This is a genomic window from Nonomuraea sp. NPDC051941 (genome assembly GCF_044593615.1).
The window spans coordinates 385,398-406,972 of sequence record NZ_JBIUCF010000001.1 but is presented as its reverse complement, the minus strand read 5'-3'; the positions used below and the strand labels follow the sequence as shown (position 1 = coordinate 406,972).

Annotated in this window: 19 protein-coding genes; 7 read left to right on the top strand and 12 right to left on the bottom strand. The window is 70.4% G+C overall.

Features of this window, described 5'->3' with window-relative positions; genetic code table 11:
• Positions 1-16 precede the first annotated feature (16 nt).
• The 3 genes from ACIHFD_RS01815 to ACIHFD_RS01805 all read left to right on the top strand — a co-directional run bounded on the left by ACIHFD_RS01815 (position 17) and on the right by ACIHFD_RS01805 (position 3,756).
• A complete protein-coding gene (locus ACIHFD_RS01815) occupies positions 17-1,180 on the top strand; it encodes a thiolase family protein (protein WP_397365463.1) in 1,164 nt (387 codons plus the stop codon).
• Positions 1,177-3,279, top strand: coding sequence for a 3-hydroxyacyl-CoA dehydrogenase NAD-binding domain-containing protein (locus ACIHFD_RS01810; RefSeq protein WP_397365141.1), 2,103 nt, complete (start codon positions 1,177-1,179; stop codon positions 3,277-3,279). The genes ACIHFD_RS01815 and ACIHFD_RS01810 overlap by 4 nt, the downstream gene beginning before the upstream one ends.
• Positions 3,280-3,372: 93 nt before the next feature.
• Positions 3,373-3,756, top strand: coding sequence for an SSI family serine proteinase inhibitor (locus ACIHFD_RS01805; RefSeq protein ID WP_397365140.1), 384 nt, complete (start codon positions 3,373-3,375; stop codon positions 3,754-3,756).
• Positions 3,757-3,786: 30 nt separating this feature from the next.
• Here ACIHFD_RS01805 and ACIHFD_RS01800 read toward each other — a convergent pair whose 3' ends face one another.
• Together ACIHFD_RS01800 and dxs are read right to left on the bottom strand one after the other, a co-directional pair.
• Positions 3,787-5,259: an amino acid permease gene (locus ACIHFD_RS01800; protein ID WP_397365139.1), complete on the bottom strand. Its 1,473-nt coding sequence runs from the start codon at positions 5,257-5,259 to the stop codon at positions 3,787-3,789.
• Between the two features lie 126 nt (positions 5,260-5,385).
• The gene (gene dxs, locus ACIHFD_RS01795) at positions 5,386-7,266 is read right to left on the bottom strand and encodes a 1-deoxy-D-xylulose-5-phosphate synthase (RefSeq protein WP_397365462.1); all 1,881 of its coding nucleotides are present in this window, start codon (positions 7,264-7,266) and stop codon (positions 5,386-5,388) included.
• A 132-nt stretch (positions 7,267-7,398) separates the two neighbouring features.
• On the opposite strand from dxs, the gene ACIHFD_RS01790 reads away from it, so the two are divergent.
• From ACIHFD_RS01790 to ACIHFD_RS01780, 3 genes are all read left to right on the top strand, one after another.
• A complete protein-coding gene (locus ACIHFD_RS01790; RefSeq protein ID WP_364239580.1) occupies positions 7,399-8,289 on the top strand; it encodes a neutral zinc metallopeptidase in 891 nt (296 codons plus the stop codon).
• A gap of 79 nt (positions 8,290-8,368) precedes the next feature.
• Positions 8,369-9,145: a neutral zinc metallopeptidase gene (locus ACIHFD_RS01785; protein ID WP_397365138.1), complete on the top strand. Its 777-nt coding sequence runs from the start codon at positions 8,369-8,371 to the stop codon at positions 9,143-9,145.
• A 22-nt stretch (positions 9,146-9,167) separates the two neighbouring features.
• Positions 9,168-9,923 carry a neutral zinc metallopeptidase gene (locus ACIHFD_RS01780; protein ID WP_350722789.1) on the top strand — a complete coding sequence of 252 codons (756 nt, stop codon included), beginning with the start codon at positions 9,168-9,170 and terminating at the stop codon, positions 9,921-9,923.
• Between the two features lie 20 nt (positions 9,924-9,943).
• On the opposite strand, the gene ACIHFD_RS01775 is transcribed toward ACIHFD_RS01780, so the two are convergent.
• From ACIHFD_RS01775 to ACIHFD_RS01750, 6 genes are all read right to left on the bottom strand, one after another.
• Positions 9,944-11,149: an ROK family transcriptional regulator gene (locus tag ACIHFD_RS01775; RefSeq protein WP_350722790.1), complete on the bottom strand. Its 1,206-nt coding sequence runs from the start codon at positions 11,147-11,149 to the stop codon at positions 9,944-9,946.
• Positions 11,150-11,184: 35 nt separating this feature from the next.
• Positions 11,185-12,447: an ABC transporter permease gene (locus ACIHFD_RS01770; RefSeq protein ID WP_363965870.1), complete on the bottom strand. Its 1,263-nt coding sequence runs from the start codon at positions 12,445-12,447 to the stop codon at positions 11,185-11,187.
• A complete protein-coding gene (locus tag ACIHFD_RS01765) occupies positions 12,444-13,208 on the bottom strand; it encodes an ATP-binding cassette domain-containing protein (RefSeq protein WP_350722794.1) in 765 nt (254 codons plus the stop codon). The genes ACIHFD_RS01770 and ACIHFD_RS01765 overlap by 4 nt, the downstream gene beginning before the upstream one ends.
• A gap of 50 nt (positions 13,209-13,258) precedes the next feature.
• The gene (locus tag ACIHFD_RS01760; protein ID WP_397365137.1) at positions 13,259-14,380 is read right to left on the bottom strand and encodes a sugar ABC transporter substrate-binding protein; all 1,122 of its coding nucleotides are present in this window, start codon (positions 14,378-14,380) and stop codon (positions 13,259-13,261) included.
• Positions 14,381-14,673: 293 nt separating this feature from the next.
• On the bottom strand, positions 14,674-14,892 hold the full coding sequence (locus ACIHFD_RS01755) for a tautomerase family protein (protein ID WP_397365136.1): 219 nt from the start codon (positions 14,890-14,892) through the stop codon (positions 14,674-14,676).
• Positions 14,893-14,963: 71 nt separating this feature from the next.
• On the bottom strand, positions 14,964-15,698 hold the full coding sequence (locus ACIHFD_RS01750; protein WP_397365135.1) for an SDR family oxidoreductase: 735 nt from the start codon (positions 15,696-15,698) through the stop codon (positions 14,964-14,966).
• Positions 15,699-15,800: 102 nt separating this feature from the next.
• On the opposite strand from ACIHFD_RS01750, the gene ACIHFD_RS01745 reads away from it, so the two are divergent.
• Complete coding sequence (locus ACIHFD_RS01745; RefSeq protein ID WP_397365134.1) at positions 15,801-16,505, top strand: TetR/AcrR family transcriptional regulator; 705 nt, start codon at positions 15,801-15,803, stop codon at positions 16,503-16,505.
• A 23-nt stretch (positions 16,506-16,528) separates the two neighbouring features.
• On the opposite strand, the gene ACIHFD_RS01740 is transcribed toward ACIHFD_RS01745, so the two are convergent.
• Genes ACIHFD_RS01740 through ACIHFD_RS01725 form a run of 4 tightly spaced genes read right to left on the bottom strand, consistent with a single transcriptional unit; the run spans position 16,529 to position 21,568 of the window.
• A complete protein-coding gene (locus ACIHFD_RS01740) occupies positions 16,529-17,176 on the bottom strand; it encodes a TetR/AcrR family transcriptional regulator (RefSeq protein WP_397365133.1) in 648 nt (215 codons plus the stop codon).
• Between the two features lie 35 nt (positions 17,177-17,211).
• Positions 17,212-18,729 carry a bifunctional 3-(3-hydroxy-phenyl)propionate/3-hydroxycinnamic acid hydroxylase gene (locus tag ACIHFD_RS01735; RefSeq protein ID WP_397365132.1) on the bottom strand — a complete coding sequence of 506 codons (1,518 nt, stop codon included), beginning with the start codon at positions 18,727-18,729 and terminating at the stop codon, positions 17,212-17,214.
• Positions 18,726-20,624 (bottom strand): acyl-CoA synthetase, encoded by a 1,899-nt coding sequence (locus ACIHFD_RS01730; protein ID WP_397365131.1) that lies wholly within the window; start codon positions 20,622-20,624, stop codon positions 18,726-18,728. Before ACIHFD_RS01730 ends, ACIHFD_RS01735 begins: the two co-directional genes overlap by 4 nt.
• Positions 20,621-21,568 (bottom strand): fumarylacetoacetate hydrolase family protein, encoded by a 948-nt coding sequence (locus tag ACIHFD_RS01725; protein WP_397365130.1) that lies wholly within the window; start codon positions 21,566-21,568, stop codon positions 20,621-20,623. Before ACIHFD_RS01725 ends, ACIHFD_RS01730 begins: the two co-directional genes overlap by 4 nt.
• Positions 21,569-21,575: the final 7 nt, after the last annotated feature.

Here is a 21,575-nt window from a genome sequence, read left to right as displayed (position 1 = left end):
TTCCTCTCGTGACGTCGTGTTCGTCGACGGCGTGCGCACGCCTTTCGGCAGGTCGGGACCAAAAGGGCTGTACGCGGAGACCCGCGCCGACGACCTGGTCGTCCGCGTCATCCGCGAGCTCGTCCGGCGCAATCCCAACCTGCCCCCCGAGCGAGTGGACGAGGTCGCCATCGCCGCGACCACGCAGATCGGCGACCAGGGCCTGACCATCGGCCGGGCGGCGGCGGTGCTGGCAGGGCTGCCCAAGAGCGTGCCCGGCTACGCCATCGACCGCATGTGCGCGGGCGCGATGACCGCGGTCACCACGGTCGCGGGCGGCATCGCGTTCGGCGCGTACGACGTGGCCATCGCCGGCGGCGTCGAGCACATGGGCCGCCACCCGATGGGCGAGGGCGTCGATCCCAACCCGCGCTTCCTGTCGGAGAAGCTGGTCGACCCGAGCGCGCTGGTCATGGGTATGACGGCGGAGAACCTGCACGACCGCTACCCGCACATCACCAAGGGCCGCGCGGACGCGTACGCGGTGCTGTCGCAGGAGCGGGCGGCCAAGGCGTACGCCGACGGCCGGATCCAGCCCGACCTGGTCCCGACCGCGATCAGGACGGCCGAGAAGGGCTGGGGCCTGGCGGTCGAGGACGAGGCGCCGCGGCCCGGCACCACGGTGGAAGGGCTGAGCACGCTCAAGACGCCCTTCCGGCCGCACGGCAACGTCACGGCGGGCAACTCCTCCGGCATCAACGACGGCGCCACCGGGTGCGTCGTGGCCGCCAAGGAGGTCGCGGACGAGCTGGGGCTGGGCGCGAAGATGCGGCTCGTCTCCTACGCGTTCGCGGGCGTGGACCCCGAGGTCATGGGCGTCGGACCGATCCCGTCCACGGAGCGGGCGCTCCGGCTGGCCGGCCTGGACATCTCCGACATCGGGCTGTTCGAGATCAACGAGGCGTTCGCCGTCCAGGTGCTGGCGTTCCTCGACCACTTCGGGATCACCGACGACGATCCCCGCGTGAACCAGTACGGCGGCGCGATCGCCTACGGGCACCCGCTCGCCTCCTCGGGAGTACGGCTGATGACGCAGCTCGCGCGGCAGTTCGGCGAGCGTCCCGACGTGCGGTACGGCATCACCACCATGTGCGTCGGCATGGGCATGGGCGGCACTGTGATCTGGGAGAACCTCGCATGACCAACGTCGAGAACTGGCGCGCGCTGCTGGGCGGGCGCAACACCGACGAAGTCGTCACCAAGGCGCTCGTGCGCGACGTCCAGCTCCCCTACGGCGCCGGCACGATGGCGCTGATCACGCTGGACAACGGCTTCGACCACACCAAGCCCAACACGTTCGGCCCGAACGGCCTGTTCGCGCTCAACGGCGCCTTGTCGGAGATCGCCGAGCGCACCGACCTGGCCGCGGTGGGCGTGACGGGCAAGCCGTTCATCTTCGCCGTCGGCGCCGACCTCAAGGGCGCGGCCGCGCTGTCCACCCGCGAGGAGGCCCTGGCCATCGGCGCTCTGGGCCACCACGTGTTCCGCAGGCTGGGCGAGCTGGCGATCCCGTCGTTCGCGTTCGTGAACGGCGCCGCGATGGGCGGCGGGCTCGAGGTGGCGCTGCACTGCACGTACCGGACCATCTCCTCGGGCGTGCCCGCGGTAGCGCTGCCGGAGTGCTTCCTCGGTCTGGTGCCGGGCTGGGGCGGCACGCAGCTCCTGCCCCGCCTGATCGGCCCGGCGAAGGCGATCAAGCTCGTCATCGAGAACCCGCTCTCGCAGAACCGCATGGTCAAGGGCAAGGAGGCGTACGAGCTGGGCGTCGCGGACGCGATGTTCGAGCCCGCCGACTTCCTGGAGGAGTCGCTGCGCTGGGCCGCCCGCGTGGTCAAGGGCGAGCTGGCCGTGGAGCGGCCGGCACACGACGAGAACAGTGACGAGGACTGGGACAAGACGGTCGCCGACGCGCGCTTCCTGGTGGACATGAAGCTGCGCGGCGCCTCGCCCGCCCCCTACCGCGCGCTCGACCTGATCGCCCAGGCCCGCACGGCCTCCCGCGACGAGGGCTTCGCCGCCGAGGACGAGGCGCTGGCCGACCTGCTGATGGGTGACGAGCTGCGGGCCGGGCTCTACTCGTTCGACCTGGTGCAGCGCCGTGCCAAGCGGCCCGCGGGCGCGCCCGACCGGTCGCTGGCCCGCAAGGTCACCAAGGTCGGCGTGGTGGGCGCGGGGCTGATGGCCTCGCAGATGGCGCTGCTGTTCGCGCGCCGCCTGGAGGTGCCGGTCGTGCTGACCGACCTCGACCAGGCCCGGCTCGACAAGGGCGTCGGGTACGTGCACGCCGAGGTCGACAAGCTCCTGGGCAAGGGCCGCGTCTCGGCCGACCAGGCCAACCGGCTCAAGGCCCTGGTGACCGGGTCGCTGACGAAGGACGCCTTCGCCGACGCCGACTTCGTGATCGAGGCCGTGTTCGAGGACATGGCGGTCAAGAAGCAGGTGTTCGCCGAGGTGGAGGCCGTGGTCTCGGCCGAGTGCGTGCTGGCCACGAACACCTCCTCGCTCTCCCTGACCGAGATGGGCACCGGGCTGGCACACCCCGAGCGGCTGGTCGGGTTCCACTTCTTCAACCCGGTCGCCGTCATGCCGCTGCTGGAGATCATCCGCGGCGCCGCGACGGACGACGCCACGCTGGCCACGGCGTTCGCGGTGGGCAAGTCGCTGAAGAAGTCGTCGGTGCTGGTCAAGGACGCCCCGGCGTTCGTGGTCAACCGGCTGCTGACCTGCTTCATGGGCGAGGTCGTGACGGCCGTGGACGAGGGCACGCCGCTGGAGGTGGCCGAGCACGCGCTGGACGGGCTCGGGCTGCCCATGTCGCCGTTCGCTCTGCTGCAGCTCGTCGGCCCGGCCGTCGGCCTGCACGTCGCCGAGACGCTGCACGAGGCCTTCCCCGACCGGTTCGGCGTCTCGGAGAACATGGCCAAGCTGGTCGCCGCGGGCAAGCCGGGCGTCTACCGGCCCGACTTCACGCTCGACCCGGAGGCGGTCGCCCTCTTCTCGGGCGGCACGTCACCGTCCACCGCCGAGCAGGTACGCGAGCGCGTCCTGGCGGCGCTGGCCAGGGAGGTCCGCATCATGCTGGACGAGGGCGTGGTCGCCGCGCCGCAGGACATCGACCTGTGCATGATCCTCGGGGCCGGCTGGCCGTTCCACCTGGGCGGGATCACCCCGTACCTGGACAGGACGGGCATCGCCCGGCCGCGGTTCCTGTCGCCCGGCGTGGCCTCGCTGCCCGCCTGAACCTTTTGAAGGAGGCCCGCCCCGGCGGGCCTCCCTGATCCTCACCGGCCTCCGTCGTAGCGTTGAGTACCGTTCTACGAACGGAGAGTAGTCATGATGAGAGCATTCGGTGCCATCGCGCTCTGCGGAGCCTTCATGGTGGGCGCGTCGTCGCCCGCGGTGGCCGCACCCCACCCGAAGGCGCAGCTCAAGATCGTCGACGCCGTCAAGGACGGCGTGACGAAGACGGTCTGGCTCAACTGCGGCCCCGCGGGAGGGGCCCACCCCAACGCGCGCGCGGCCTGCCGGCTGCTGGAGAAGGTCGACGGACACCCCGAGCGGCTCAACGTCACACCGGACGCCATCTGCACGAAGGAGCTGCAGCCGCACGTCGTCGTGGTGGCCGGCCAGTGGCAGGGCACGACGGTGCAGTGGGCCAAGGTCTTCGGCAACGGCTGCACGATGAAGGCCGCGCTGGGAGCCGTCGTCTCGTTCTGACCGGCCGGGAGGGGGCGGGCGCCCGCCCCCTCAGCCGCCGCTCTTGACGCGGACCTTGACCGTCCTGCTGTGGCGGTAGCCGTAGACGAAGTAGATGACGACGCCGACGATCATCCAGATCAGGAACCTCAGCCACGTCTGCACCGGCAGGTTGAGCATGAGGTAGAGGCAGGCCAGCACCGACAGGACCGGCAGCACCGGCACGAACGGCGCGCGGAACGCCCTCGGCAGGTCGGGCCGGGTGCGCCGGAGAATGACCACCCCGATCGAGACCACCACGAACGCGAAGAGCGTGCCGATGTTCACCAGTTCGGCCAGCTCGCCGAACGACACGAACCCGGCCAGCGCCATCGTCACCACGCCGATGATGATCGTGAGCCGGGCCGGCGTGCCGAACTGGGGGTGGACCTTGGCCAGCGGGCGCGGCAGCAGCCCGTCGCGGCACATCGCGAAGAGCACCCGGGTCTGGCCGAGCAGCAGCACGAGCACCACGGTGGTCAGGCCGGCGATGGCGCCGACGCTGATGATGGTGGCCAGCCAGCCGTAGCCGACCGAGGTGAACGCGTCGGACAGCGGCGCAGAGGTGCTGAGCCGGTCATAGCGCTGCATGCCGACCACGACGAGCGAGACGGCCACGTACAGGGCCGTGCAGATGGCCAGCGAGCCGAGGATGCCGCGCGGCACGTCGCGCTGCGGGTGGATGGTCTCCTCGGCGGCGGTGGCCACGATGTCGAAGCCGATGAACGCGAAGAACACGATCGCCGCGGCGGAGAAGACGCCCAGCATGCCGAACGCGACCGGCGTGACGCCGAACAGCACCTGGATCAGCGGCGCCTTCAGCCCTTCGACCCGCGGCGTGGACACCGCCTCGGGGATGAACGGCGTGTAGTTGGCCCCCTTGACGAAGAACAGCCCGGCCACGATCACCAGCAGCACGACCGTGATCTTCGTGATCACCAGGATGAGGTTGACCCGCGAGGAGACCTTGATCCCGATCACCAGGATCACGGTGAGGAGGAGGACGATGAGGATGGCGGGCACGTTCACCACGGGGTTCTCGCCCGCGATCGAGGCGGGCAGATGGATGCCGATCGACGCCAGCATCGAGGCGAAGTAGCCCGACCAGCCGACCGCCACCACGGCCGCGGCCAGCGCCAGCTCCAGGGTCAGGTCCCAGCCGATCACCCAGGCGGGGAACTCGCCCAGGGTGGCGAAGGCGAAGGTGTAGGCCGAGCCGGCGACCGGGATCGTGGAGGCGAACTCGGCGTAGCACAGGGCCGCCAGGCCGCAGACGATGCCCGCGACGACGAACGAGAGCGCCACCGCCGGGCCCGCCACCTCCTTGGCGACCTGTCCCGTGAGCACGAAGATCCCGGTGCCGACGATCACCCCGATGCCGAAGACCGTCAGGTCGGTGGCCGTCAGGCGTTTGCGCAGCTGATGCTCCGGATCCTCGGTGTCACGGATCGACTGCTCGACACTCTTCGTGCGAAAGATGTCCACGCCCGGTGATCCTTCCCACGCCCTGAGTGATCATGCGTGGTCGGGATCCAGTCTCACCTTCCGGATAGGAGCGCGACGCGGCGGTGATCGCCCTGCCGGGGATCACCGCCGCGCTGCGCCGGGTGCTCAGTGGCGGGCGGGCACCTCGTGGGAGGTCCGCTTCGCGACCGCCTCGGTGATCTGCCGGGCGAGGTCCTGCGCGGTCAGGCCGACCTTGGCGAGGATCGCGGCCCGCTTGGCGTGGTCGAGGAACTCCTGCGGGATGCCGTACGTGCGCACCGGCACGTCGACGTCGGCGTCGCGCAGCAGGCGGGCCACGGCGTCGCCCACGGCGCCCACGCGGCCGTTGTCCTCGACGACGGCCACCAGCTTGTGGGCGCTCGCGGCCAGCACGAGCGCCTCATCGAGCGGCTTGACCCAGCGGGGGTCGACCACGGTGGCCCCGATCCCCTGGGCGTCGAGCAGGACCGCGGCGTCCATGCAGAGCTGCGCCATCGGGCCCACGCCGACCAGCAGCACGTCGGGGTCGCCCTTGGGGGCGCGCAGCACGTCCATCTCGCCCAGCTTGCCCACCGGCTCGACCGGCTCGGCGACCGGGCCCTTGGGGAAGCGCAGCACGGTCGGGCCGTCGGTGACCTCGACGGCCTCGCGCAGCAGCTCGGTCAGCCGGTCGCCGTCGCGCGGCACCGCGACCCGCAGCCCGGGGACGACCTGGAGGATCGACAGGTCCCACATGCCGTTGTGGCTGGCGCCGTCGTCGCCCGTGACGCCCGCGCGGTCGAGCACCACCGTGACGGGCAGCCGGTGCAGCGCGACGTCCATGAGGAGCTGGTCGAAGGCCCGGTTGAGGAACGTGGCGTAGACGGCCACGACCGGGTGCATGCCGCCGAGGGCGAGGCCGGCGGCGCTGGTCAGCGCGTGCTGCTCGGCGATGCCGACGTCGTAGATGCGCTCGGGGTAGGCGTCGGCGAAGGCGTTGAGGCCCGTCGGGTGGAGCATGGCCGCGGTGATCGCGACGAGGTCCTCGCGCTCCTTGCCGAGCCGGACGAGCTCCTCGCTGAAGACGTTGGTCCAGATGCGCGGCTTGGGCTTCTCCGCGCCGGTGGCCCGGTCGAAGGCGCCGGGCGAGTGGAACTGGTCCTCGTCGTGATTCTCCGCGGGCGTGTAGCCGCGGCCCTTCTGGGTGAGGGCGTGGACGATGACGGGGCCGCGGAAGTCGCGTGCCTTGCGCAGCGCCGCCTCCATGGCCTGCTCGTCGTGGCCGTCGATGGGGCCGACATATTTGAGCCCGAGGTCCTCGAACATCACCTGCGGGGCCAGGACGTCCTTGACGCCCTTCTTGAAGCCGTGCAGGGCGTCGTAGAGCACGGGAACGTTCCCCAACTTGTCCTTGACGTAGTCGAGGAAGTCCTCATACCTGCGGTTGACCCGCAGGTTGGACAGGTGGGAGGCCAGGCCGCCGATCGTGGGCGAGTAGGAGCGGCCGTTGTCGTTGACCACGATCACGAGCCGGAGGTCCTTGCCGGCGGCGATGTTGTTGAGCGCCTCCCAGGCCATGCCGCCGGTCAGCGCGCCGTCGCCGATCACCGCCACGACCGTGCGGTCCTGCTCGCCGCGCAGCTTGAACGCCTTGGCCAGGCCGTCGGCGTAGGACAGCGCGGTCGAGGCGTGGGAGTTTTCCACGAAGTCGTGCTCCGACTCGGCCTGGCTCGGGTAGCCCGACAGACCACCCTCCTGCTTGAGGGCCTCGAAGCCGGAGGCCCGTCCGGTGAGGACCTTATGCACGTACGACTGGTGGCCGGTGTCCCAGACGACGGGGTCGTTCGGGGAGTCGAAGACCCGGTGGATGGCGATGGTGAGCTCGACCACCCCCAGGTTGGGGCCCAGATGGCCGCCGAACCTGGCGCACGAGTCGACCAGCAGGTCGCGGATCTCCCCCGCAAGCCGCGGCAGCTCCTCGACAGTGAGCCGTTTGACGTCGTGCGGTCCCTCTATCGAGCCCAGCAACCCGCTCACGGATCCGACTCCCCTCTGCTCTTGTGCGCCGTTGACCCGAGTCTAGTTCGCTCCCGCCTCACTGACTCCATCGAGTCAAATCCACCCACATATGTCTGATCTTGGGATAGTTTTTCGGAACATATGAACTCTGCCCCCAAAAGCAAACTCGCGGCGCTGGCGGTCGCCATGGTGGCGCTTGCCCTGGCAGCGGCCGGTTTGGTGCTCGTGCTGGCCGGCGTGGCCACCCCCTCGTCGGAGTCGCTGAACGGGGCGGCCCAGCAGCTCTCCTCCCCGCCGGCCAAGGGCTCCAGCGAGTCGAAGAAGGGGCCCTCGATCGGCCGGGCGCTGGCGACGGCGAACCCGCTGTACCGGACCGGGCGCCTGGCCGACGTCAACTGCGCGCCCGGCGACCTGCCGGCCGGGAGCATGACCGCGTACCGGCGCTTCCTGACCCGCGTGACCAACTGCCTCAACAAGGCGTGGGCCGCCCAGTTCCGCAAGGCCGGGCTGCCCTTCGCCAAGCCGCGGCTGCGCATCATCACCACCAAGGTCAGGACCCCCTGCGGCACCTGGAACACCGGCGCCGACGGCGTCTACTGCTCCACGGACCGCACGATGTACCTGATGATCAGCAGGGACCAGCTGCGCAACCCGTTCCCGCTGGGCATCACCCGCCTGATCGCCCACGAGTACGGGCACCACGTCCAGCAGATCTCCGGCATCTGGAACTACTACTGGACCGCCAGGAATGTCGCGGGCAAGGCGAAGCGGCTGCAACTCTCGCGCAATTCGGAACTGCAGGCGGAGTGCTTCTCGTCGGTGTTCATGAGCACGATGAAGGGAACGGAGCTGGTCACCGACGCCGACTGGGCGTACACGGTCGACTGGTTCAGGAAGAACGGCGCCAAGGGCTGGCCCCAGAACGACCACGGCAAGGGCCCGACGCAGGCGGCCTGGATGACGCGGGGCTTCAACCGCGGCGGTCCGGGCGCGTGCAACACCTGGTCCGCCACGGCCCGCAACACGCTTTAATCTTCCTTTACCTGGAACTCCCTATTCAATAGGGTGCCTTCTCATGCGTATCCCCCGATTGGCGCTTATGGCAGGCGCGATGGCGAGCCTGCTCTTCGCCGGAACGGCCCACGCGGCCACCGCTGCGCCGGCATACAAGCCTGTACTGGCGAAAAGCCCGATCTACAAGACGGGCAAGCTCGGCTTCGACACGTGCGAGGAGCCGAAGGTGCAGTCCGGCAGCCTGGAGGAGGTCAAGGGCTACCTGAACGTCGTGCTCGACTGCCTCAACGCCGCCTGGGAGCCCAAGGTGAAGAAGGCGGGCTTCAAGTTCACCAAGCCCACCATGCAGGTGATCGCCAAGCCCGGCGCGCAGACCGGCTGCGGCAAGTTCCCCGAGGGCGGCGTGCAGGCCCTGTACTGCTCGACCAACAAGAAGATCACCTTTTTCGCCAGCGCCAACCTCGTCGAAGAGCCGACCGACCTCATCCTGATGCTGGTCCTGGCCCACGAGTACGGCCACCACGTCCAGCAGCTCACGGGCATGTTCGGCGCCCAGACTCGGTACACCGGCAAGAACGCGGCGCGGGTGCTCGACGAGTCGCGGCGGTTCGAACTGCAGGCGGAGTGCCTGGCCGGCGTGTTCACCGGCAGCGTCTGGCACTCGCTCGGCCGCCAGGAAACCGACTTCACCTACTGGGTCAGGAACGGCGGCACCGGCCTCGACCTGTCCGCCATCGGCGTGAAGGTCGACAACTGGGGCGAGAAGACGCACGGCAACGCCAAGAACACCGGCGCCTGGCTCAAGCGCGGCTTCGACACCGAGTCGGCCGGCGGCTGCAACACCTGGAAGGCTCCGAAGTCCCAAGTGTCGTAAAACTCCTCTAAGATCCGCGATCGTGCGCATATCCCTCTTAGCGGGCATGGTCGCGGGTCTACTGCTGTTCTCCGGGCATTTTTCTGGGCCGGCCTGGGCGGCGTCGCGTATCGCGCAGGCCGGCCTTCTGGGAGAGATGGGCGGGGACGTGGTCGCGCAGACCTGCGAGGTCCCGGAGATCCGTCCGGGCAGCGTCGCCTCGCTCAAGACGTTCTACCGGGCGATGGCCGGATGCGCCGACCGCTTCTGGGCCGGGCGGTTCGCGCAGGCCCGGCTGCCGTACGCGCCGCCCGAGGTCACGATCACGACGGGGAGCGACTCCGTCTGCGGGGAGATCACCAGCAACGGCGCGCAGTACTGCCCCGAGCAGCGCACGATCGCCATCCGCATCATGAAGCACGACCTGCGCGACCCCTTCAGGATGAACATCGCGCACTCCGTCGCCCACGAGTGGGGACACCACGTGCAGCAGCTCATCGGGGTGCTGGACGCGCAGAACGCGCTGTCCTGGCAGGCGTCCGGCAGCGCGCGGACCCTGCTGAGCCACCGGCTGGAGATGCAGGCCGAGTGCTTCGCCGGCGTCCTGTACAGCGCCACGCTGAAGTCGATCAGGCCGGGGATCGAGTGGGACGACTGGATCGACGCGGTGCGCAGGGCCGACGAGAGCGAGATCCACGGCAAGCCCCGCAACCTCGCCTTCTGGCAGGAGCGCGGCTACCGCGGCGGGGCCACGGGCTTCTGCAACACCTGGACGGCCGCCAAGTCGAAGGTCGGCTGACGGGGGTCTAGGACGGGGGTCTAGGCGGTGGCGCGGGCGAGGACCTCCAGGGGGTCGGCGAGGACGTTGGCGAAGGCCAGCTCGGCCGCGCCCACCAGCGGGGCGGCGTCCTTGAGCGACGCCGTGCGCAGCCGCAGCCGCTCCCGTTGCGGCGCCATCGCGTGCAGCGCGAGCTGGGAACGCACCCGCGCGGCGGACCCCAGGTAGATCTCCCGGAGGATGCCCCCGAAGATGACCATCTCGGGGTTGAAGATGTTGACCAGGTTCGCCACGCCGAGGCCGAGCCAGTCGCCGACCTTCTTGAGCGCGTCCTGCGCCTCGATGTCGCCCCGGTCGGCGGCCTCCACCACGGCGCGCACCGCGTCGCGTCCGTGCTGCCCGGGGCCGATGCGGCCCGCGGCCTCCAGCAGCGCCCGCTCCCCCACCTCCGCCTCCAGGCACCCGTGGGACCCGCAGCCGCAGGCGCGCCCGCCGGGGTTGACGACCATGTGGCCGACCTCGCCGCCGTAGCCGTCGTGGCCGCCGAGCAGATGGCCGCCCGCGATGATGCCGCCGCCGATGCCCACGTCGCCGTGCAGGTAGATGAGGTCCCTGACGGCGGCGCCGACGCCCCGGCTGTGCTCGGCGAGGGCGGCCAGGTTGGCGTCGTTGCCCACGCTGACCGGCAGCCCGAGGCCGAGCCGGCGGCCCAGCTCCTCGCCGAACGGGATCTCCTCGGCCAGCAGGTTGGGCGAGAACCGCACCACGCCGTCGGCCTTGCGCACGCCGCCGGACACGGCCGCCGCCGCGCCCACGCAGACGGTGTCGTCCCTGGTCTTGCGCCGCATCTGCCGGGCGAAGCCGGACAGCACCCCGGTCAGCTCGTCCAGCTCGAACTTGCCGCGCTCGCGGGTCGTCTCACGGCGGTCGAGGATCACCCCGCCCAGCCCCACGCGGGCCACCGCCAGCCGGTCAGGGCCCACGTCGAACGCGAACACGTAGACCCGGGCCGACTCCGGCCGCACCACGAGCGAGGGCCGTCCCGCCCGGCCCGTCTCGCGGGGCAGCTCCTCGCGCACCAGCCCGGCCGCGGTGAGGTCCGAGGTCAGCGCCATGATCGTGCTGCGGTTGAGCCCCATCCTCGAGGTCAGCTCGGCGCGCGAGATCGGCCCGCCCAGATGGACATGGCGAAGCAGCGCGCCGAGATTGTGGCGCCTGATGTCCTCTTGGGAAGGGCCGGCACGCATCGTCTGGTATTCCTTCGGGGGCTGAGAGTCGCTGATCACCTTAGACCAGCGGCCGACGCCCGTTTGCGGGCCAGGGCGTCGACGCCCGCGGCGAGCAGCAGGACGGACCCCGTGACCAGGTACTTCACACTGGCCCCGTACCCCATCAGACCCATGCCGTTCTCGATGACCGCCACCACGGCGCCGCCGAGCACGGCGTCCAGCACCCTGCCCTTGCCGCCGAACAGGCTCGTGCCGCCGATGACCGCCGCGCCGACCGCGTACAGCAGGACGGAGCTGCCGCCCGTGTTCGGGTCGACCGAGCTGGCCCTGGACGCGGCCACGATCCCGCCGATCGCGGCCATCGAGGAGCAGATCACGAACGCGCTGATCCTGATCCGGTCGACCGGGATGCCGGCCCGGCGCGCGGCCTCGGTGTTGCCGCCGACCGCGTAGATGTGGCGTCCGAACGCGGTACGGCGCAGCACCATCGTCCACGCGACCAGCAGCACCAGGATGATCGGCACCACGATCGGCACGCCGGTGAGCGAGACCAGCGCCGGGTTGCGGCTGCGCTCAAGGTTGAGCACGTAGACCGCGAGCCCGGCCAGCACCGCCAGCGCGCCCACGCGGGCGGCGATCAGCGACATCGGGTCGGCCACCAGCCCGCGCTTGGTGCGCTTCCTGGCCCGCAGGAGCTGGACGGCGGCGTAGACCGCCACACTGGCCGCGTAGAGCACCCAGCCCAGCCAGGGCGGCAGGTTCTTGTTGGCGATGGCGACGATCATGCTGTCGCGGATGGAGATGTTCGTGCCCTCCTGGACCAGCACCAGGACCAGGCCCTGGAAGGCGAGGAAGGCGGCCAGCGTGACCACGAACGACGGGATCCCGACCTTGGCGACGAGTGTGCCGAGCACCGTGCCGATGATCACGCCGGTGACGATGGCGGCCAGCGCGCACACGTACCAGGGCAGGCCCAGGCTGGTGAGCGTGACGGCCAGCACCGCCGCACACACGCCGCTGGCGAAGCCGGCGGACAGGTCGATCTCGCCGAGCAGCAGCACGAACACCAGGCCCATCGCGATCAGCGTGATCGCGGCGCCCTGGGTGAAGAGGTTGGCGAAGTTGATCGAGGTGACGAAGGCGGGGCGGGCGACGGCGAAGACCGTGCAGAGCACGACCAGCCCCAGCACGGCGGGCAGCGCGCCCATGTCGCCGCCGCGTACCCGCTCGACGTAGGCGAGGAAGCTGTTGCCGATCGACGGCGACTGCGTCGCGGCGACGATGGCCTCGCCCGGGAGTTCTTTGACCTTGCTCATGGGGTGACCCCGTTCTTGAGGCCGAGTTCCCCGCTGCGGCCTGAGGTGATCAGTTCGACGACCTGGGCGTGCGTCAAGTCGGCGGTCTTGACCTGGGCGGCCATCCTGCCGAGGTAGAGCGCCGCGATCCGGTCGGAGACGGCGAAGACGTCGTTCATGTTGTGCGAGATGAGCACGACGGCCAGGCCGGTGTCGGCCAGCCTGCGCACCAGTTCCAGCACCTGCGCGGTCTGGGCCACGCCCAGCGCCGCGGTCGGCTCGTCGAGGATGACGACCTTGCTGTTCCACAGCACGGCCTTGGCGATGGCCACGGTCTGCCGCTGCCCGCCGGACAGGCTGGAGACCTGCTGCCGGATGGACTTCACCGTGCGTACGGACAGGCCGCTGAGGGTCTTCTCGGCCAGTTCCTCCATGCTGTCCTCGTCGAGCAGGAGCCCGTTCTTGCGCTCCCTGCCGAGGAACATGTTCTGGACGATGTCGAGGTTGTCGCACAGGGCCAGGTCCTGGTACACGATCTCGATCCCGAGCTCGCCCGCGTCGCGAGGGCTGTGGACGTGCACCTGCCTGCCGTCGAACAGGATCTCGCCGGCGTCGATCGGATAGATGCCGCCGATGCACTTGACCAGGGTCGACTTGCCCGCGCCGTTGTCTCCGACCAGGGCCGTCACCTCGCCGGCGTACGCTTCGAACTCGACCTTGTGCAGCACCTTCACCGGGCCGAAGCTCTTGTCGATCCCGCGCACTTCAAGGAGGGGGGTCATGGGGCTCCCTAAAAGGGGGCACGACCGGTCCGGCCGCGCCCCCTTTGGTCTTATTGAATACCGGCCTCGGTGCACTTCTTGGCGAAGTCACCCGTGCACAGTTCCTCCTTGGTCACGTAACCGTCGGCCACCACGTCCTTGACGTTGTCGAGGTAGATGGCCTGCGGCTCGAGCAGCTCCGAAGGGACGTCCTGGCCGCTCTCGGGGTCCTTGACGCTGCCGCTCGCCGTGGGCTTCTCACCCTTGGCCAGCGCCACCGCGAGCTTGGCCGCCGCGTCGGCCTCCTTCTTGACGGCCTTGTAGACGGTCATGCACTGGTCACCCGCGAGGATGTTCTGCAGGCCCTGGACGGTGGCGTCCTGACCGGTGACCGGCACCTTGCCGTTGAGGTTCTGCTTCTTCAGCACGGTGATGGCGGCGTTGCCGAGGCCGTCGTTGGCGGCCAGCACGCCGGCGATCTTCGGCTGCTGGGTGAGCATCTGCTCGAAGATCGTGCCGGCCTGGGTGTTGTCCCAGTCGGGCACGGCCTGGTCGGGGCCCTTGGTGTACTCGCCGGCGTCGAACTTGGGCTTGAGCACCCCGTCGTACCCCTGCTTGAACAGCGTGGCGTTGTTGTCCGTCGGCGAGCCGTTCAGGTAGGCCACGATGGGCTTGCTGGCCTTCTTGTCGGTCAGGCACTTGCTCAGGCCCTCGCCCTGCAGGGTGCCGACCTTGGTGTTGTCGAAGCTGACGTAGTACGCGGCGCCGCCGCCGAGCGTCAGCCGGTCGTAGTCGATCGTGGCCACGCCCTGGGACTTGGCCTTTTCGATGACCGCCTTGCCGCTCCCGCTGTCCAGGTTCACGATCATCAGGACGGTGGCGCCGTTGGTGATCATCTGGTCGGCGATGGTCTGGAACGCCGTCTTGTCGTTCTGTGCGTTCTGGATGTCGTACTGGACACCGGCGGCCTTGAACGCCTCTTCGAGGTATTTGCGGTCCGCCGTCTCCCACCGGGCCGAGGACTTGCTGTCCGGCAGGATGACGCCGATCTTCCCGGCCTTCGCCGCTGAGGCCGTGGCCGACGCGGTCGACGAGGTCGACGTCGTGTTCTGACCGCTGTTGCCCCCGCAGGCGGTGAGACCGAGGGCGAGCGTGGCTGCCGCGGCGGTCAGGCTGAGGATCCCCTTGCGCATGGTGCAGGGTCCTTTCTTCCGGAGGCGCCCGGATGAATGTTGTTTGCGGCAACGTATTCCGGGATGGCCTGCTTTGGAAGACCCTGTGGGCCGGGAGTTTGTTGTTTCGGGTAACAATCCAGAAACGTCACCGGAATCTTCGGGGGCTCCGGTCCTGTGACTGAGCGCTTCAGTCGGCCAGTTCGCGCCGTTCTGCCCACCAGCGGGCGTTGCGGGATCGGCGGTCGAGTGCCGGGCCTCGGGACTGGGCCGGGGCCGGGCCGGGTGGGATGTCCGGCCCGGCCCCGGACGGGTCAGCTTCGGCCGAGCATTTCAGCGGTGAGGATATTGCCGCCCAGGCCCCAGCCGCCGTCCGGAACCTCCTCCAGGAGGACCAGGGTGGTGGCGCGGGCTCGTTCTCCGTAGACGTCGGCGTAGGCGTCGGTGACGGCGTCGGTGACGGCGTCGATGAGCTTCTTCTTGGACTCGGGGGTCAGGGTGTCGGCGGGCACCTTGAGGTTGGCGAACGGCATGCCGGTTTCCTTTCGTACAGGGGATTCAGAGGGTTGGTAGAACTCGGCACGGAGGCGGTGGGCGGCGGTCGTCAGATGATCCCGCCGTTCGCGCGTACGACCTGCCCGTTGACCCAGTGCCCCGCCGGGCTCGCCAGGAAGGCGACGACCTCGGCGATGTCCTCGGGGGTGCCGAGCCGCTCCAGCGGCGGCTGCTTGGCGAGCCGTTCGACGGTGGCCTCGTCCTTGCCGTCGAGGAACAGCTCGGTGGCGGTCGGGCCGGGCGCGACCGCGTTGACCGTGATGTCCCGCCCTCGCAACTCGCGGGCGAGCACGAGCGTCATCGCCTCGACGGCCCCCTTGCTGGCGGCGTACGCCCCGTAGTTCGGGAACTGCAGACCGACCACGGAGGTGGAAAGGGTGACGATCGCGCCACCGGCGCGCACGCGACGCGCGGCCTCCCGCGCCATGACGAAGGCGCCGCGAATGTTGGTACGGTGCAGGGCGTCCAGGTCGTCGAGGTCGAGCTCGGCGATGGGGGACAGCGACAGCCGCCCCGCCGAGTTGACGACCACATCGACCCCGCCGAAGGCCTTCTCCACCGTGTCGAACATCGCCGCGACGGCGTGCTCGTCCGCCACGTCGGCCTGAACCGGGATCGCCCGGCCGCCGGACGCCGTGATCTTCTCGACCACCTGCGCCGCGGCGGAGGCCGACCCTTGGAACCCCACCGCGACCGGGCAGCCTCGCGCCGCCAGCGCCATCGCGATCGCCTTGCCTATCCCGCGAGAGCCGCCGGCGACGACGGCAACATGCTGATCACTCACGGAAGCTCCTTATCTTCGATACGTTTCTTCCATATCGATGCTACGGAGTGACCATAGCACAGATCCGTATCACCGCTATCGAATGGCAGTAGCATTGATTCCATGGCAGCGACAGACCCGCTTCGCACGGCGATGATCGAAGCCGCGGTGCGGCAACTGGCGACGTCCGCGAACCACGAGATCGCCACGCGCGCGGTCTGCGAGGCGGTCGGCGTGAGCCAGCCCGTGCTCTACCGGTTGTTCGGTGACAAGCACGGGCTTCTCGACGCCGTCGCCGACCACGGGTACGAGCGGTACGCCGCGATCAAGGCCGCTCAGGAGCAGACGCACGACCCGGTCGCCGATCTGCACGCCGGCTGGGACGGTCACATGGCGTTCGCGAAGGAGAACCCGGCCCTCTACCAGCTCATGTTCACTCCCCGGCCGTGGTCCCACTCAACGGCGCGGGATCGCGTGATGGACCTGCTGGTGGCGGCGCTCACCCGGTGCGCGGCGGCGGGCGCGTTGACGGTCGCGCCGCGGACCGGCGCTCAGCTCATCCTGTCGGCGAACGTCGGGACCGCCCTCGACCACATCTCCAGACCGGCCCTGTTCGATGACCCCGCACTGTCCCACCGCATGCGAGACGCCGTATTTTCGTACGTACTCACCGAAACGACCGCTCACAACGACGCCGACCCCGTGCGCGCCGCCGCACTACGCCTTCACGCGCAACTCGATCTCGTCGGGACCGAGGCCCTCGAACCGGCCGAGACCGCCCTCCTGCGGCGATGGCTCGAACGCATCACGCAACCTCATGACCCCTGAGTTGCGCCGGTGCGTCCCGTCGATCAGATCGATGCGGGCGGAGGCTCGTCGGCCGGGAGCGGCAGTGCCACGATGCGGCGGGCCTCCGATTCGGCCATGCCGAACATCCGCAGGACGTTGAGCACGGTCTGGTCGGCGACGTCGTCGACCGAGGCCTTCGGGTCGGTGAAGCAGAGGTGCATCGTGGCGATCAGGCACCCCGCGGTGCAGGCGAGCGCGACCCCGACGTCGTCGATGACGAAGCGGCCGGCGGAGATGGCCGCCTCGATGTCGTTGCGGGCGTGCACCGCATGGCCGTACGGCGCTTCCAGCAGCGCACCCCTGCTGTTCAGCATCACCTGCGCCAGCCGGGGGCGGGTGCGGACGAGCCGGCCGGTGAGTCGCATCGACGTCGCGAAGACCACGGCCGGGTCGTCGACGTCGGCGAGCAGCTGCTCCAGCCAGGCGGCGTGGGTCTCGAGCGCCTCGGCGATCGCCGCGTCGAGCAGTTCGGCCTTGGACGAGAAGTGATTGTAGAACGTACCGAAACCGACGTCGGCGGCATCTGTGATCTGCTGGATGCTGACCTCGAAGTCACCGCGCTCGGCGTAGATCTCCTGCGCGGCCTCGATCAGCGCCCTTCGGGTGCGCAGCTTGCGCCTCTCTCCACGCGACGGTTGCTGTTCCGGCATGGTCGGAATCGTAGCCGGGGCGAGCGTCCCGTTACTCATCGCAGCACCCCGGACGGTCCCGCAGCCTTGATCACGCGGTCGGGGTCGACGCTGACCCAGGCGACGCCGGCGTTCCGCAGCCAGCGTGCGAGGAACCGTTCGCCTTCGCCGCCCTCCGGATCGACGGTCAGCCAGGCCGATGGCAGGGCGTCGGGGACGGCCGCGATATCGGTGCCGGGGAGCGCGACGACCGCTGTGCGGTCGCCGAGGACTCGGTCGACCAGTACGGATTCTCCGTCCGGGCCCGGCAGGTGCACGAGCGGGAGGAGCGCGCCCCGTACGCTGCGGGGGGTGCGCCGCTGGACTCGGGGGCCGGGTGTGAGCGGCGGGCTGCCGGTGTCCAGCACGACCCGCCGGGCCGTCCGGGAGTGGGCGAGGACGGGCAGGAGGCGTCCGCGCACCAGCTCGGCGGCGCGGCCGCCGCCGGTCATCAGCCGGCCGACGGTCTTCGCCTGTTTGATCATCGCCGTGGCGTGCGGCCGGCGTTCGGCCTCGTACGAGTCGAGGAGCCCCGGCGCCACGCGCCCGCGCAGCTCCGCGGCCAGCTTCCAGGCGAGGTTGTGCGCGTCGCGGAGCCCGGCGCACAGGCCCTGGCCGATGAACGGCGGCGTGACATGGGCGGCGTCGCCGGCGATGAAGACCGGGCCCGCGCGCCAGCGGCGGGCGACGCGGGCCCGGAAGGTGTACTCCCGGCACTTCAGCAGTTCCAGACGGCCGTCCGGGATGCCGCGGACCCACGGGTCGATGAGCCGGCGCAGCGCCGGGATGCCGTCGTAGTCGTCGGCGCTCTCTCCGTCCAGCAGCTGGAACTCCCAGCGGTAGCGGTCCGGCCCGATGCGCATGTACGTGCCGGCCCGGTGCCGGTCGCACACCTGGTGCACGCCGTCCCAGGCATCGAGACCCAGCTCGCAGCGGACATCGACGACCAGCCAGCGTTGCTCGAAGCCCAGATCGTCGCTGTCGATGGCGAGTTGTCCGCGGACGGTGCTGTTGGCGCCGTCGCAGCCGATGAGGTACGGGGCCCGCAGCTCGGCCGTCGCGCCGTCCGGCCCGCCCACGTGGGCGGTTATCCCGTCGGTGCCGATGTCGAAGCGGAGCAGCTCGTGGCCGCCGAGGATGGTCACCTCCGGCAGGCGCTCGAGGTTGTCGCGCAGCAGGCGCTCCAGGACCGGCTGGTCGAACATGTTGGCCCGAGGAAGCCCCGCGGCCGTCCTCCGCTCGCGGGAGAAGGTGGCCAGCTCACGGTGGCGCCCGTCGACGAGCCGCAGCCCGGCCGCGGGACGGGTGTGCGCGGCGAACTCCTCGCCGATCCCGACCTGGTGGAGTATCCGGTACACCTCGTCGTCGACGTGGACGGCCCTGGGGAGCGGATAGATGTCATGGTGGCGCTCGACGACCGCGACCCGGCATCCGTACTGGTGGAGCAGGGTCGCCGCCGTCAGGCCGGTGGGACCGCCGCCGATCACGATCACGTCCCATTGGCCCGCCGGCGTGTCGAGACCCTTCGTGGTCACTGCTCCGCCTCCTCGGCGCCCATGCGTATGTCGACGTTGTAGTCCCGCAGCACCGCGGCCGCCTCGGCCCCGGCGTCGCCGGTCAGCCGCACGACCAGTCGCCCGGCCTCGTGGCGGACGCCGATCTCGACACCGCCGATGCCGTGCTCGGCGAGCTCGGCACGGAAGTGCCGGGCGGCCGCCGCCTCGCGCAGCGCGGGCTTGAACGGCTTGCCGATCTCGGTGACCGGGATCGCGTCGAGCACGGTGATCGACTTCGGGCGCGCGGCCGGTTCGCTGATGTGCTCGGTGACCCAGGCCATCAGTTCCTCCACCGTGATCCCGGCGGCGGAGAGCGCGACGAATGCCACCGGGACCTCGCCGGAGGTGCGGTCGGGCCGGCCGACGGCACCGGCGGCGGCCACGGCGGGGTGGCTGAGCAGGGCGTCCTCGATGACGGCAGGGTCGATGTTGTGGCCGCCGCGGATGATCAAATCCTTCGACCGGCCGCGGAGATGGATCCGCTCGTCGCGTACGAAGCCGAGGTCGCCCGTGCGCAGCCGGCCGTCGACCACGCCGTCGGCGGACACCCGTCTTCGGTTGCCGTCGCGCCGCAGATACCCCGCGAACACGGTCGGGCCGCCGATCATCAGCTCGCCCGTCTCGCCTGCGGGCAACGGCCGTACCGTGCCGCTCGCCTCGTCGACCTTCGCGGCCACCAGCGTCTGGTAGGGCAGTCGTTGTCCGACCGAGCCGGGGCGTACGTCGCCCGGCAGGGTCACCGACGACGCACAGGTGGCCTCGGTGAGGCCGTAGCCCTCGAGCAGTTGCAGCCCCGTCGTCTCGGCGAACATCCGCCGCACGCTGTCCGGCAGCGGCGCGGCGCCGACGACCGGGAGTTCGAGAGAGCTGATGTCGGCGTCGACCGGTATGGCGGAGAGGTAGGCGTAGACGGTCGGCACCGCCGACATGGCGCGGGGCCGGTAGTGCTCGACCAGTCGCCAGAACCCGGAGTACAGCTTCGGGTCGCGATAGCCCAGCGGGCCCGGCCAGATGGACCGCGCGCCGGACACCAGCGGTGCGACGGCGGTCACCAGCAGCGCGTTGACGTGGAACAGCGGCAGGCCGGCGACGATGCCCTGACCCTCGCCGGAGCCGCCCGCGACCGCGAGGCTCCACGCCATCACCGCCTGGTTGCGGTGGGTGTGCGCGGCCACCTTGGGGGTGCCGGTGGTGCCCCCGGTGTGGAAGAACGCCGCGAGGTCGCCGGGCGCCGGCGGCGCGGCCGGGAGTCCGGCGGACGCGGCCGGCCCGTCGGCCACCAGGTCGTCGAGGCGTACGGTGCGCAGTCCCGTGCGGGCCTCCAGCGCGGGCGCCGCTGCCCGGTCGGCGCCGTCGGGCGACAATGCGACGAGGACCTCGATCCCGAAGTCGCGGACGCCGTCCAGGAGCCGTTTCCACAGCGCCTCGTCCAGCTCGGGACCGGCGGCGACCAGGACCCGGGAGCCGGTCAGGCGCACGATGTGCGCGACGTGGCGCACGTCGAGCGCGGCGTTGACGGGGGCCGCGATCCCGACGGCCTCGGCCGCCAGTGTGGCCGCGAGGAGGTCGCTGCAGTTGGGGGCCATCAGCGTGACCGCGTCCTCGCGCCCGATCCCCAGCCCGTGCAGTGCGTGGGCGATCGCGTGCACGCGGTCGCGCAGTCCGCCGAAGGTCACCGTCACGTGGTCCTCGATCGCGGTCGCGTCGGGAATCCACACCGAGTGCGGCGCGTCGGGCCACCGCTGCGCGGCCCGCACGAGCAGGTCGTACGTCGTGAGCGCGAGGTCGCGGTCGGCGAGCGGGACCCGCTCGATCTCGTGGAGGTCGGCCACCGAGGTCAGCGGGGGCAGACCGGCCGCCGAACCCGGCGTCACCGGGCGGTCCTTCGCGCCCGTCCGCGCACGACGTTGGACTGCTGGCCGAGGTCGATACCGCGTACGGGGTCGGCGATGGTCGCGGCGATCACGTCGCCGTCCTTCAGGTAGTCCGGGTTGCCGGCCTGCCGCCTGAAGAACGCCTTCCACTTCACCGCAGGGGGCAGCAGCGCTCCGATCTTCTCGGCGACAGGTCCCGGGGACTTGAGGGCGGTGCCGCCCGGCGTTCCGGTGAGCAGCAGGTCGCCGGGGTCGAGGGCCTGGAAGCGGGCGAGCAGGGTGAGCGCGCGGGCGGGCTTGACGATCATGTCGGCGACGGTGCTGTTCTGGCGGAGCTCTCCGTTGACGCTCAGCGTCAGCCGCAGCCGCTCCAGTCCGGCCAGTTCCTCGCCGTCGACGAGGGTGAGGAACGGGCCGACCGGGGTGAAGGTCGGGTAGGACTTCGACTCGTAGAACTGCGTCCGGGTCAGCTGGATGTCGCGGGCGCTGATGTCATTGGCGACGACGATGCCCGCGACGACGTCGGCGAGCTCGTCCTCGGCCACCGCCTCGCCGACGTCGATCCGATGCCCGATCACCAGGCCCAGCTCGACCTCGTAGTCGAGGAGCCGGACGTGCTCCGGGCACCGGATGTCGTCGGTGGGCCCGCAGACCGAGCCGGACGACTTGCGGAAGAAGGCCGGCGGCACGGCGTCCGGGTTGAAGCCGGAGTCGTGCGCGTGGCTGCGGTAGTTGACCATCTGGGCGATCACTCGGGCCGGCGCGGTGACCGGGGAGAGCAGGTCGACGTCCGCGAGCAGGGGGCCCTCGGGGTCGGGTGCGCTCGCGGCCTTGTCGACCGCCGGGCGGTCGGCGAGGAGTTCGCGGGTGGTGACCGCGTCGGTCAGGATCCGGGTCAGCCGGCCGCCGCGCTCGACCCACCAGCCGTTTTCGGTACGAGCCACGTTGACA